This window comes from Rhodococcus sp. 15-649-2-2, assembly GCF_002258645.1.
Classification (GTDB): Bacteria; Actinomycetota; Actinomycetes; order Mycobacteriales; family Mycobacteriaceae; genus Rhodococcoides.
Genome location: NZ_NPFM01000027.1, coordinates 33720 through 46161 on the forward strand (window position 1 = coordinate 33720; position 12442 = coordinate 46161).

Below are 12442 nucleotides of genomic sequence, written 5' to 3' on the forward strand. Positions count from 1 at the left end.
CTCTACGTGGCGCGCATTCGAGCTGTGAGGCGTCTGCCTCCGGTCTAGGCTGTGCCGCATGACCGTGGCCTCCGTGCAGCAGGACGACTTCCTCGCGCAGTTCGATCCGTTCCGTCGAGAGCTGCTCGCGCACTGCTACCGCATGACCGGATCGATTCACGACGCCGAGGATCTGTTGCAGGAAACGTACATTCGCGCGTGGCGTGGCTACGAGAAATACGAAGGGCGCTCGTCGCTGCGCACCTGGCTGTATCGAATCGCCACCAATACCTGTCTCACTGCTCTCGACGGTCGGTCGAAGCGTCCGCTCCCCACCGGCTTGGGGGCACCGAGTTCCGGCCCTACCGACGAACTCGTACAGAACAACGAGGTTCCATGGCTCGAACCGATCGCCGATTCGGATCTGGCCGACTCGAGTGATCCCGCCTCCATCGTGGTGGCGCGTGAATCGGTGCGCCTCGCCTTGGTGGCGTCCCTGCAACACCTGTCTCCCCGGCAGCGAGCGGTCTTGTTGATGCGCGAAGTGTTGCAGTGGAAGGCGTCGGAAGTCGCCGAGGTTCTCGCCACGACGACGACCGCGGTCAACAGCTTGCTGCAGCGAGCCAGGGAGCGACTCGACGAGATTGCGCCCGAACTCGACGATGTCGAGCCCATCGGATCCGACGAGCTGCAGGAACTGCTGACGCAGTATGTGGAGTGTTTCGAGAACTACGACATCGACCGCTTGGTCACGCTGTTCACCTCGGACGCGGTGTGGGAGATGCCGCCGTTCGTCGGGTGGTACCAGGGTGCCGAGACGATCGGATCGCTCATCCGAAACAACTGCCCGGCCAACGGCGCGGGCGACATGCGGATGAGGCCTACCCGTGCCAACGGCCAACCCGCGTACGGGCTGTACATGCTGGGTGAGGACGGTGTCCATCGGCCGTTCCAGCTGCACGTTCTCGACGTCGACGCCAGAGGGGTCGGGCACGTGGCCTGTTTCTTCGATCTGACTCTGTTCGATCGATTCGGCCTGCCCGACCGCCTCTGAACGCCTGCCGCTCAGCTCTGGGGAACCGCCGAAGGATCCATCCACATCACTTCCCAGACGTGGTTGTCGAGATCCCGAAACGCTCGGCCGTACATGAATCCGTGATCCTGGGGCTCCATCCACTTGGACCCGCCCGCAGCGATCGCTGAGTCGGTGAGCGAATCCACTTCGTCGCGGCTGTCGGCGGAGATGCACATCAGGACCTCACGAGCCGAGCTCGTGTCGCAGATCGAATCGGAGATGAAGTCCTCGAAACGAGATGTGGCCAGAAACATCACCGTCGCTTGGTCGCTGACGATCATGGAGGCGGTGTTCTCGTCGCTGAAGACGTCGTTGAAAGCGAACCCGAGTCCCTCGAAGAACGAACGGGTGGCGACGACGTCGCGAACGGGCATGTTGGCGAACAGCATACGGGACATGGGTACACCTTCTCTGTGAGAACAGCTGCGTGCGACCGTCGAACAACGGTCTTGCTTCTACTGACAGCAGTCGGTGTCGAAAGTCACCGGCACACACCTGCAGACACGACGCGACCCCGCCGAGCGATGCTCGACGGGGTCGCGGACTGCGAAGCTGAAAGGGGGAGTGTGAAGAACTACCGCGTCATCTGTGCAAGACGGGACAGCATCCGTGAGAACACGTGGCCGTCGTTGCCGAGATCGAGGTAAGCATCGGCAACGGAATCAGACGTGGTGGTGTCGGAAGTCGCCGCAGCGAGGGTGCGCGCCATGCGCGTGCGACGCTCGATGGCGTCGAGGATGGTGGCGTCGAGCGTTGACACTTCGTCGAAGAGCTGGTCGACGTCGGTTGTCGCAATGTCGGCGGTGTCGGTGCCAATTGCCAGCGAATCGATCTGAACAGTCACATCGTCTCCTTTTGTTCGCGTCCTGAGGTGTGAGTCGTTCTGCCGAACGGAACCGTTACAGCCCGACTCGAGTTAAAACGATGTTTCGTCGCCCAGTCCAAGATGCCCACTCGACCGGCCTGGGCCAACCTCTCGAGGGTGTGATGCTCGATACAGTCCGGTCGGTTCCCCCGACCTGCAGGTATTCCTGCGGGTCCGTCAGCGGGATTGTGACGACGCCGTTCCGGGTAGCCCCATTGACGAATCACGTCGACATCGAGGAGTGAACGATGCAGTACGACTACCTGATCATCGGCGGGGGAATGGTTGCCGACAGTGCAGCTCGCGGGATCCGCGAGCGCGACACCACCGGCTCCATCGGCATTCTCGGGGCCGATTCCGACGAGCCGTACACCCGGCCCGCGCTTTCGAAGAAGCTGTGGACCGACTCGGACTTCGGTCGCGATCAGGTTCCGCTCGACACTGCTTCCGACACCGACGCACAGGTGCACACCGGAACGCGGGTGGCGTCGATCGACCGGTCCAATTCCTCGGTGACGACGGACCAGGGAGAACGTTACGAGTACGGGACTCTGCTCGTGGCAACGGGAGCCGAACCGACGCGAATCGAGCTCGCGCCCAGTCCGCGGGTGGTGTACTTCCGCACCTTCGCCGACTACCGGGCGCTGCGTGAATTGACGAAGACCGCCGATCACATCGCCGTGGTCGGTGGCGGATACATCGGCACCGAGATCGCTTCTGCCCTTTCTCTCCAGGGCGTGAAGGTCACTCTCGTGACATCCGACGCCGTAGTCGGCGCGCACATGTTCCCGCCGAGCCTGGCTGCCTTTTTCGACAAGGGATTCGCCGATCACGGAGTCACCGTGCGCCGAGGAACGAAAGTGACCTCCGGTGCCGAGGCGTCGGCCCGCGTCCAACTGCAACTCGACGACGGTTCCACACTCGAGGCGGACGGGGTCGTGTTCGGTCTCGGTGTGCGGCCCAGCACCGAACTGGCCGACGCTGCCGGACTGTCGGTGGACGACGGCATCGTGGTCGACGAATTCTTGAGGACCGAGGACGACCACGTCTACGCGGCCGGTGATGTGGCGAATTATCCCGACGCCATTCTCGGCCGTCGACGCGTCGAGCACGTGGACAACGCTACGGAGATGGGCAAGGCCGCCGGACGCAACATGGCCGGGGCGGCCGAGCCGTACTCCTACACCCCGTACTTCTACTCCGATATCTACGACGACGGCTACCAGGCCATCGGAACGCTGTCCACGTCGTTGAGCACCGTCGAGGATTGGAAGTCGGTCGGCAAGGAGGGCGTTGTGTACTACGTCGACGACGAGGCCGTCGTTCGCGGTGTGCTGATGTGGAACGTCTGGGAAGGTCTCGATGTGGCGCGCACGCTTCTCGCGGACAAGAAGCCGCAGACAGAGCAATCGCTCCGCGGGCTGATTTGAATTTCTGGAACACTCGAAAGCGAGCGGACCAGCGACGGTTGGGCGTGACCTAGGAGAGACGATGTCCGAGTTCGATGGCAGTGGGTCGGCCGAGCAGCGCGCCCGATTCGACGACGAAGTTCACAGCCGCTGTGCCGACTGCCGGTTGCCCGGACATTCCGAGCCGCTGTCCGACGCGGCCGCCATCGCTGTCGCGGCCGGGCGGGTGGACGAGCCTACACGTGTAGTACTGATCAACCGATGGCACGCGGGACGCTCGCTGCCGTCGATCGGGGGATTCGGCACGCTGCGAAACCTGGTGGACGAGCGCGATCGGTGGCTCGCGAAGGACACGACGAGTAAGCCAGGGTCGGCGCTGGTGTACCGAGTGCGGGTTGCCGAGTTGACCAAGCGCATCAACCATCAGCGCACCACGGTGGTGATGTCGAATCGGCACTACGCCACCGGGGTGCGTGCGGCACGGAAGGAGCGTCGGGAAGGTCTGCATCTCGATCTCGATCAACGGGATTCGGTCTTCGACGCACTGATGAGGACGCCTGCACCACGCCGGTTCGGTCCGGTTGCGGAGCGCGGCCTGTCGTTGGTGGACGCGGCCACGGATCGGGTGAGCATGCTTGCGCGCCGAACTCCTGTGGGTGACCGGGTCGAATGGGCAACCGGCGTGGTCGATCAGTTCGTCGATCGCAAGGACGATCGGTTCGTCGATCGATACGACACTCTGCTCTTTCTGGCGGGAACATCGTTCGACCGAGTGCGCCGATCGCCGGCATGGCAGTCCACGTACTTCGAGATTCAGCGCAATCAACTCGACCTGTTCGTCGAGCTCACCGAGATCTCGGTCGACGCCACCTCCCTGCGCACGGTAGCGACCGAGTTGAACCGGATCGGTGAGACGATGGTCGACGAGGAGACCGCCGCTCAGGTCGAATCACGGCGTGGCGCATTGGAAGTGGTGTGGACGCAGCTGACCGGTCGGGTAGCCGCGTTGGTCCGCCTGGCAAATCTGGTCGAGTCGTCCGAAAGCGAGGCTCGAACTTCCGACGCGATGACCCGTGCCCACAGTCTGGACGATCGGATCGACGATCTGGTGGGCCGATCGGGTAGCCGGGAAATGTCTGCCGAGAACACACATTTCGTCGGTGATCAGGTGCGGACGCAGTGGCGCGATTAGGTGCCGCCCGAGGCACGTAACCGCGCCACTGGCTCTAGGCGATGATCGCGAAGAGGATTCCCGCGACGGCGAAGCTGACCACGGACAGGATCGTCTCGAGGACCGTCCACGTCTGCAGTGTCTGCTTGACGGTGAGATTGAAGAATTTCGAGATGATCCAGAAACCGCCGTCGTTGACGTGGCTGGCGATGATCGAGCCCGCCGCGATGGACATGGCGATCAGCGCAACGGCCGGAGCGGAGTAATCCTGGGCTGCCACCAGTGGTCCGACGATGCCGCCGGTAGTCACGATGGCCACGGTTGCCGACCCTTGCGCGACCCTGAGCGCACAGCTGATGATGTACGCCAACACGATGATGGGAAGACCTGCGGCCGCCATGGTGTCGGCCAGGGCCGTGCCGATACCCGTGGCGGAGATGACCTTTCCGAAGAACGCGCCTGCGCCGACCACCAGGAGCAGCATGCCCACCGGACGAAGGGACTCTCCGGTCAGCTTGCTGAGTTCCTGGACCGTGGACCCGCGTCGAATGCCCAGCACGTAGAACGCGATCAGGACTGCGATGAGAAGCGCGACGGCCGGGGTGCCGAAGAACGTCAGTACTTCGAGTAGGTTGCCGGGATCGAGCAGGATGCTGCCGAATGTGGCACCGAGGATCAAGACCAGAGGAACGGCGATAATTGCACCGATGGTTCCCACCGACGGCGGCGTCGTGATCACCGGACGCTTCGTTGCTACCGTGCCGGTGCCACCACCATCTGCGGTCGTGTCGTCTCCGTCGTTGATGAAGTCCTCGGGAACGTCGACGATGATTCGCTTGCCGATCCAATTACCCCACACCAGGCCCGCAGCGATGAAACCGGGAATGCCGCAGATGAACCCGAACAGGATGAGCCATCCCAAGTTGACTTCGAGCAAGCCACCGAGGGCAACCGGCCCGGGATGCGGCGGTAGGAATGCGTGCGTCATGGACAGACCTGCCAGCATCGGCAGCGCGTAGAGGACCAGCGACTTTCCGCCCTGGCGTGCCGCCACGTAGACCAGCGGAGCCAGCACGAAGATGCCGATGTCGAAGAAGACCGGAATGCCGAAGATCAAGCCCAGCAGGCCCATTGCTATGGGTGCACCGCGTTCTCCGAACACCCCCAGGAGCTTTGCGGTCAATGCCTGTGCGCCACCGGACTTTTCGAGGATCGCGCCGAGCACGGTACCCAATCCGATGATGACTGCAATGTGTCCGAGGATTCCACCGAAGCCGGTTTCGAGCAAGGACTCGTTGCTCTTGATCGCGGTGCCGACTATCTCGTTGACGGGCAGACCAGCGGCGAGGGCCAGCCCGAGACCGACGATGAGGAGCGCGATGAACGGTTCGAGCTTGACCTTGATGATGACTACCAGTAGCACGGCAATTGCGATGCCGCACAGTACGAGTAGACCTGGTGTGGAGGTTCTGAGCCAGTCGACCACAGAATTCATGACGAGCCTTCCTTGATGTCTGCGCTGATAGCTGCCACGAACGCTTGGGCTCGTGCAGTGATGTCGCCCCACTGGGCGTTGGCGACCGATGCCGGTGGAACCACATCGGTGCCTGCGGTCACGGCCACGGCACCGGCCGCGAGGAACTGGGCGGCATTGCCTGTGTTCACGCCGCCGGACGGAACGAGTTTGGCGTCCGGAAATGGACCGAGCAGATCCTTGAAATACGCCGGCCCGACAGTCCGTGCTGGAAAGACTTTGACCACGTTCGCCCCGAGATCGAGTGCGGTCATCACCTCGGACGGGGTGAGTGCGCCCATCATCAGCGGGATTCCGGCATCGGTGACCACTGCGGCGACCTCGGGTCGCAGGCCTGGCGTGACGACGAACCGTGCGCCGGCGTCGACCGCGGACCGCGCCTGATCGGCGGTCAGTACGGTACCGGCCCCCACGACGGCACCAGCATCGGACGCACCTCGGATCAGTTCGAGAACTCCGGGAGTGGTGAAGGTCAGCTCGAGTGCGCGAATTCCCCCGCGCGCGAGCGCATCTGCCAACGCCGCGGGATCGGAGATGTGCGGGGCACGGACCACCGACAGTGCGCGGTCCTCGAGAATTGCCGACAGTGCGTTCATGACGTCTGCTTTCGGGTGGGATCCATGCGCAGGGCGTGGCCCGCCAGTGCGTGGGTGGAGCGGCGATCGTCGACGGCGAATGCGCCGTTCACCATGACGTGGCTGATTCCCTCGGCTTGTTGTTTCGGGTTCTCGAAGGTGGCTGTATCGCGCACGGTCGCCGGGTCGAACAGGACGAGATCGGCTGCATGGCCTTCGGCAATCGTGCCGCGTCCGTGCAGCCGTAGCCGAGCAGCCGGGCGTCCGGTCAAGTGATTGATGCAATCCTCCAATGAAAGAAGCTGCTCGTCGCGCACGTAGTGCCCGAGGTAGCGAGGGAAAGTGCCCCAGGCCCGAGGGTGCGGTTTCTCGCCCACCAGAATCGCGTCGCTGCCACCCATGTGGTGCGGATGCGCCATGATCTCGCGCACGTTCTCCTCGTGCCCGACGTGCTGCAGAATCGTCGTGGCCAGCGCATCGCGGCGAAGGAAGTCGAAGAACACGTTCACCGGTGAGCGTCCTTCGTCGGACGCGATGTCGGACATCGTGCGGCCGACGTAGCGATCGAGTTCGGGATTGGCCACACCACTGAGTTGGATGGTGTCCCACTCGACCGTGACTCCATGGCAACCGTCGGACCCGTTCACGTCGACATCCCGCTCGATGCGCTGTCGCATGTCCGGGTCGTCGAGCCGTTCCAGGGCTCGGTCCGGGCCACCGGACATCGCCCAGCTCGGCAGTAACGCAGACAGTGTGGTGGCTCCAGGCAGATACGGGTACGTGTCGAGGGTGACGTCGCACCCGTCGGCGATTGCGGAGTCGACGCGGTCGAGGAACTCACGTGCTCTTCCACGATTGACTCCGAAGTTCATCGTGGCGTGCGTCAGATGCAGCGCGCATCCCGTATCCCGGGAGAGATCGAGCATTTCCTGGTAAGCGTCGAGCGCGCCGGCACCGTACGATCGGGTATGGGGCGCGTAGAACCCACCGAACTCGGCGACGACCTCGCACAGTGCGCGTAATTCGCTTGTGTCCGCATACATTCCGGGCGTGTAGGTCAAACCGCTCGACATCCCGACAGCGCCCTCCTGCAGGCCCTGCGCCAACAATTCCTGCATGTGGGCGATCTCGGACGGCGTCGCCGGTCGCTGGTCCGCACCCACCGCGAGGTAGCGCAATGTGCCTTGAGGGACGAGATACGCAGCGTTCGGGGTGATGCCCTGGTCCAGTCGCGCGAGGTACTCCGAGACCGACCGCCACGAGAAGTCGAGGTCGACGGGATTGCCGTTCCATCCGGCGATCTGACGTCGCACCACGTCGAGTGTGGCGTCGTCGATCGGGGCGTAGGCGATGCCGTCCTGCCCGATGACCTCGGTTGTGACGCCCTGACTGATCTTCGGGAAATGATCGGGGTCGGTCAGCAGTCGAAGGTCGGAATGGGCGTGCATATCGATGAACCCGGGGGAGAGGACCTGACCGGGCGAGGCGTCGAGGATTCTGTCGGCCCCGGGCACAGCTCCGGGCTCGACGATCGACGTGATGACACCGTCGCGCACGAGGACGTCGCGCCGCAATCGTGGCGATCCGGTGCCGTCGATGACGTCGGCACCTCGAAAGAGAGTACTGGGCATAGGATTTCGGCTCTCTAGAAGAATGTGTGAACGAGATCGACCACTCGTGGATCGTCGCTGTCCGCGTCGTCGATCACGGGAACGAGACGCCATTTGTCGAATGCGGTGCAGGGATGTGACAGACCCAGTCGAACCACCGACCCCACCGGCAGTGCCGCCGCGCTTTCTGCCGGTAGTCGTAGGAACGCATGTTGGTCGTTCAGAGCGGTCACCTCGGCTCCTGGGTCGAGCAGCTCGTTCCCTCTGATGTGTTGCGGCACGGGCATTCCCTCGTCGAACGGGAAGTCCCTTTTGCCTGCGTCGAGCAATGCGAGACCTGGCTCGGGGCGGGAGACGGCGCGCGCCCATCCGTGCATCGCCGAGGTCAGTGGCGCGTCGGTGCGGGCGGGAGTGAGTGGAGAAATCTGTGAGTAGAAGCCGTCGTCGTGCACCACGTAGGCACCCGAGCGAAGCACCACGTCGGTGCGTACGCCATCTTCCGTGGTGAGCGAATGCAGTCGCTCGACAACGAGATCTTGATAGGCGCTGCCGCCCGCGGTCACCACCGCGTGCTCGCCGTACAGCCCCTCGGCGTCGAGTGCGCGATGGAGATCGGCGACCTGGTCGAGATACTTTCGGACTGCCTCGAGGCCGTCCTCGGAGCGGTCGTGGCTCAGTGCTCCCTCGTAACCGCCGACGCCGGCCAAGGTCAGGCGTGACGACGCCGCGATCGCACGGGCAACGGACACTGCTTCCTCGATCGTGCGTGCGCCGGTACGGCCGTGTGGGCCACCGAGTTCGACGATCACCGAAATGGGGCGCTGCCCCTGTGTCGCCAGAATGCGGTCCATCTCGTGCACCGTCGCGACACTGTCTGCCCAGCAGTAGAACTCGAACGTGGGATGCGAATCCAGTTCGGCTGCAACCCACGTCAACGCGACGGGGTCGATCTCGGCGTTGGCGAGGACGATGCGTCCGACCCCGAATGCGCGTGCCACCTGAACTTGCCACCCGGTTGCGAGGGTGATCGCCCAGCTTCCGGCATCGAGCTGTTGTTTCCACAGCTGAGGGGCCATCGACGTCTTGCCGTGGGGCGCGAGCAGCACCCCCGCGCGTGCCGTCCAGTCGGCCATGACCGAGATGTTCGACGCCATACGCGCACGATCGAGGGTGAGCACCGGGGTCGTGAATTCGGAAAGCCGGGGAGACGTGGCGAGAAAGCTCTCGACGGTATGCCCCCACGACCGTGGTGGAAGCGATTTGTGCTCGGGCCCGAGGGTTCGTCGACTCAGTTCTTCGACGGCATCCGTGTCGATCACGTTCGTTCCTCCATTGAAAGATCTCCGTGCGTTGCGCATTGTGCAACGATAGTTGCGCAATATGTTTATGCTTTGTAGTCTGCAACGACATGCAGCGTTCCCGCAAGACTTCGAGGAGATCGACGTGAAAACACCCCGAGCGGTGTGTGTAGGTGAAGGCCTCGTCGTTCTGGTTGCCGAAGCGGGTCCGCTGGAGAACTCGAAAACGTTTCATCGCACGTCCGGCGGCGCCGAAGCGAACGTCGCCAGGGTGTTCGGTCAGTTGGGTGTCGATGCTGCGTGGGTCTCTCGGGTGGGTAACGACGGCTTCGGCCGGTACCTGGTCCGGCAATTGGCGGACGCAGGCGTCGATACTTCGGGCGTGGCGATCGACGACGAGCGCCCCACGGGTATGTACATCAAAGAGCGCGGCTCGGGTTCCGGTGACCGATACGACCTCGCGTCCGGAGACAGCGCGATGACCTATTTTCGGGCCGGATCGGCCGCGAGCGCACTGTCGCCCAGCGACATCACCGAGGTGGCTTCTGAACTGGTATCCCGAGCCGACCTGATTCATTTCACGGGAATTACAGTGGCCATCTCGGACAGTGCGGCCGAACTGACCAGAGCACTGATGGACCTATCCACCACCGTGAGCTTCGACTTGAACTATCGGCCGGCGCTGTGGAAGTCGCGATCGGGCAAAGCCGCGGACGTACTCGGCGAGCATGTCCGCGGAAGCGATGTGGTCTCGATGGGGTCCGACGAAGCTGCGCTGGTGTTCGGGACGTCGGATCCGGCCGAGTTGCGTCGGATGTTCCCCCAACCGCAGCACTTGGTGATCAAGAACGACGCGCACACAGTGACGGCGTTCGAGGGCGCAACTCGAGTCGATGTACCGGCACTGAAACTGGATGTCGTCGAAAAGATCGGTGCGGGAGATGCTTTCGCGGGTGGCTACTTGACGGCATTGCTGCTGGGAAGGAGTGCTGTCGAGCGTGTTCGGTTCGGTCACCTGTGTGCGGCGGGTGCGCTCACCGGGCACGGCGATATCGCGTCTGTACTGCCTCTCGACGTGCTGATCCGGCTGGCCGAACTCGACGACTCCGAATGGGCGACACTGGACTACGCGGCCACTGCCGCCCGTTGTTCGGAGGTGTCGCAGTGAGTCAAAGCCTCTCGCGGGCGCTGACGATCCTCGGCTTGCTCGGTGACGGATCGAAATCGCTGGACGAGCTGGCGACGGTTCTCGACGTGCACAAGACCACCGTGCTGCGGCTGCTTCGCACCATGGAAAGCGACCGATTCGTTCAGCACGATGCCGATCACCGGTATCAACTCGGATCGAGACTCTTCGAGTTGGCCAACCACGCATTGGAACAGCGCGACATACGGAGCGTCGCCCGGCAACACCTGGCGGAACTCAACACGATCACCGGTCAGACCATCCACTTGGCGACGTACGAAGCGGGTGAGGTGATCTACATCGACAAATTCGACGCCAAACAGAGCGTGCGGATGTATTCGCGGGTCGGCAAGCCTGCGCCGCTGCACTGCACAGCCGTCGGGAAGATCTTGATCGCTGCGCGCCCACGGGCAGAGCGTGAGCAGATTGCGCACCGCATCACCTACACGCCGTTCACCGAACGAACCATCACAACGGCTGAGCAATATCTGCGTGAGCTGGACCTCGTCCTCTCGCAAGGATTCGCCGAGGACCGCGAGGAGCACGAGTCGTTCGTCAACTGCGTCGGCTCCGCTGTGCGCAACGGAACCGGTGACGTCGTGGCCGCAGTCTCGATGTCGGTACCCGACATGCTGCTCGACCACGAACAAGTGCTGAAGACGCTGCCCGAGGTGCAACGGACCGCGGCTGCAATCTCCGAGGGGCTGGGCTGGCGGCCGCAGGAATTCCAGGACCGTATGACAACCGACAAGAGCCCGATGGAAGGAAAAAAATGAGCGAGAAGATCGAAATCCGCACCACAGGTGCCCCGGCACCCGCCCACACGTTCTCCCAGGGAGTACGGAAGGGCCCGTTCGTGCAGGTATCCGGACAGGGCCCGGTGGATCCTGCTACCAGCGAATACCTGTACCCAGGCGATGTCGCCGCGCAGACCACTCGCACTCTCGAAAACGTCAAAGCCATCGTCGAGGCCGGCGGTGCGACGTTCGACGACGTCGTGATGCTGCGCGTGTACCTGACCAAGCGTGAGGACTTCTCGATCATGAACGACGCATACGGCGCTTTTGTCTCCGCACACACCTCCGGCGACGTACTGCCGAGCCGCACCACGGTGTTCACGGGACTGCCGAGGGAAGAGATGTTGGTCGAGATCGATGCCGTTGCGATCGTCTGACGGACCTCGTACCGGGTCGCCTGGTCAGATGTTCACGCAGAAATTACATCTGACCAGGCGATTTGCGTATGTGTTGGTCTTCGCGTAACTTTTGTCGAGTCAGAGCGACACGGACACCGACCCGGTCTTCACGGACAGGGACAACGAGGTTGTACGGAGTATGCACTGAACAACCCAGGCAAGGCTCGAAAGTAATGAGCCATGTCTGGGGTTCGAGCGTGTAAGCCCCGGCGTTACCGTGTGAACGGTGGCAATGGTGTGTGCGTGTTCTTTGAGAACTCAACAGTGTGTCGATGAATGTCAGTGCCGAATTTTTGTTTGGTGAAAGCATTCGATGTATCAGCCATCCGCTTGTGGTGGTTGTTGTCGGGTGTTGTTGAAAAAATGCTAGTTGAGTTTATTTGCTAGTGATTTGACTTGATGTCTTTGACTGATTCGCAGCCTTTTCGGGGGTTGTTGTTTCGCAGGTCTTTTACGGAGAGTTTGATCCTGGCTCAGGACGAACGCTGGCGGCGTGCTTAACACATGCAAGTCGAGCGGTAAGGCCTTTCGGGGTACACGAGCGG

12 protein-coding genes and 1 rRNA gene are annotated in these 12442 nt (G+C 62.7%); 7 read left to right on the forward strand and 6 right to left on the reverse strand.

Features of this window, described 5'->3' with window-relative positions; all coding sequences use genetic code 11:
- Positions 1-58: 58 nt before the first annotated feature.
- Positions 59-1033 carry a sigma-70 family RNA polymerase sigma factor gene (locus tag CH305_RS17620; RefSeq protein ID WP_037148318.1) on the forward strand — a complete coding sequence of 325 codons (975 nt, stop codon included), beginning with the start codon at positions 59-61 and terminating at the stop codon, positions 1031-1033.
- Between the two features lie 11 nt (positions 1034-1044).
- On the opposite strand, the gene CH305_RS17625 is transcribed toward CH305_RS17620, so the two are convergent.
- Complete coding sequence (locus CH305_RS17625; RefSeq protein WP_032402687.1) at positions 1045-1452, reverse strand: VOC family protein; 408 nt, start codon at positions 1450-1452, stop codon at positions 1045-1047.
- A gap of 176 nt (positions 1453-1628) precedes the next feature.
- Positions 1629-1898: a hypothetical protein gene (locus CH305_RS17630; protein ID WP_032379669.1), complete on the reverse strand. Its 270-nt coding sequence runs from the start codon at positions 1896-1898 to the stop codon at positions 1629-1631.
- A 269-nt stretch (positions 1899-2167) separates the two neighbouring features.
- Here CH305_RS17630 and CH305_RS17635 point away from each other — a divergent pair, with 269 nt between their 5' ends.
- Together CH305_RS17635 and CH305_RS17640 are read left to right on the forward strand one after the other, a co-directional pair.
- Positions 2168-3349, forward strand: coding sequence for an NAD(P)/FAD-dependent oxidoreductase (locus CH305_RS17635; RefSeq protein ID WP_094704440.1), 1182 nt, complete (start codon positions 2168-2170; stop codon positions 3347-3349).
- Positions 3350-3410: 61 nt separating this feature from the next.
- Positions 3411-4520 (forward strand): hypothetical protein, encoded by a 1110-nt coding sequence (locus tag CH305_RS17640; protein WP_037148313.1) that lies wholly within the window; start codon positions 3411-3413, stop codon positions 4518-4520.
- Positions 4521-4554: 34 nt separating this feature from the next.
- Here CH305_RS17640 and CH305_RS17645 read toward each other — a convergent pair whose 3' ends face one another.
- From CH305_RS17645 to CH305_RS17660, 4 genes are read right to left on the reverse strand one after another with little or no spacing between them, the layout of a single operon-like run.
- The gene (locus CH305_RS17645; RefSeq protein WP_032402691.1) at positions 4555-5994 is read right to left on the reverse strand and encodes a GntP family permease; all 1440 of its coding nucleotides are present in this window, start codon (positions 5992-5994) and stop codon (positions 4555-4557) included.
- A complete protein-coding gene (locus tag CH305_RS17650) occupies positions 5991-6629 on the reverse strand; it encodes a bifunctional 4-hydroxy-2-oxoglutarate aldolase/2-dehydro-3-deoxy-phosphogluconate aldolase (protein ID WP_094704441.1) in 639 nt (212 codons plus the stop codon). Before CH305_RS17650 ends, CH305_RS17645 begins: the two co-directional genes overlap by 4 nt.
- On the reverse strand, positions 6626-8239 hold the full coding sequence (locus tag CH305_RS17655) for an amidohydrolase family protein (protein WP_094704442.1): 1614 nt from the start codon (positions 8237-8239) through the stop codon (positions 6626-6628). The genes CH305_RS17650 and CH305_RS17655 overlap by 4 nt, the downstream gene beginning before the upstream one ends.
- 14 nt (positions 8240-8253) lie before the next feature.
- Positions 8254-9576, reverse strand: coding sequence for an alanine racemase (locus tag CH305_RS17660; RefSeq protein WP_032402694.1), 1323 nt, complete (start codon positions 9574-9576; stop codon positions 8254-8256).
- Positions 9577-9661: 85 nt separating this feature from the next.
- Between CH305_RS17660 and CH305_RS17665 the strand changes: the two genes are divergently transcribed.
- The 4 genes from CH305_RS17665 to CH305_RS17680 form a co-directional block, all read left to right on the forward strand.
- Positions 9662-10684, forward strand: coding sequence for a sugar kinase (locus tag CH305_RS17665; protein WP_256983847.1), 1023 nt, complete (start codon positions 9662-9664; stop codon positions 10682-10684).
- Entirely contained in the window at positions 10681-11478 is a 798-nt protein-coding gene (locus CH305_RS17670) for an IclR family transcriptional regulator (RefSeq protein WP_094704444.1), read from the forward strand. The genes CH305_RS17665 and CH305_RS17670 overlap by 4 nt, the downstream gene beginning before the upstream one ends.
- Positions 11475-11876 (forward strand): RidA family protein, encoded by a 402-nt coding sequence (locus CH305_RS17675; RefSeq protein WP_032379662.1) that lies wholly within the window; start codon positions 11475-11477, stop codon positions 11874-11876. The genes CH305_RS17670 and CH305_RS17675 overlap by 4 nt, the downstream gene beginning before the upstream one ends.
- Before the next feature lie 471 nt (positions 11877-12347).
- Positions 12348-12442, forward strand: a 16S ribosomal RNA gene (locus tag CH305_RS17680); the annotation flags it as partial.

What these genes read in the sequence shown, in the direction of transcription:
- CH305_RS17620 (WP_037148318.1), top strand. Translation starts at nt 59, where the DNA reads ATGACCGTGGCCTCCGTGCAGCAGGACGACTTCCTCGCGCAGTTCGAT.
- CH305_RS17625 (WP_032402687.1), bottom strand. Translation starts at nt 1,452, where the DNA reads ATGTCCCGTATGCTGTTCGCCAACATGCCCGTTCGCGACGTCGTCGCC.
- CH305_RS17635 (WP_094704440.1), top strand. Translation starts at nt 2,168, where the DNA reads ATGCAGTACGACTACCTGATCATCGGCGGGGGAATGGTTGCCGACAGT.
- CH305_RS17640 (WP_037148313.1), top strand. Translation starts at nt 3,411, where the DNA reads ATGTCCGAGTTCGATGGCAGTGGGTCGGCCGAGCAGCGCGCCCGATTC.
- CH305_RS17645 (WP_032402691.1), bottom strand. Translation starts at nt 5,994, where the DNA reads ATGAATTCTGTGGTCGACTGGCTCAGAACCTCCACACCAGGTCTACTC.
- CH305_RS17650 (WP_094704441.1), bottom strand. Translation starts at nt 6,629, where the DNA reads ATGAACGCACTGTCGGCAATTCTCGAGGACCGCGCACTGTCGGTGGTC.
- CH305_RS17655 (WP_094704442.1), bottom strand. Translation starts at nt 8,239, where the DNA reads ATGCCCAGTACTCTCTTTCGAGGTGCCGACGTCATCGACGGCACCGGA.
- CH305_RS17660 (WP_032402694.1), bottom strand. Translation starts at nt 9,576, where the DNA reads ATGCGCAACGCACGGAGATCTTTCAATGGAGGAACGAACGTGATCGAC.
- CH305_RS17675 (WP_032379662.1), top strand. Translation starts at nt 11,475, where the DNA reads ATGAGCGAGAAGATCGAAATCCGCACCACAGGTGCCCCGGCACCCGCC.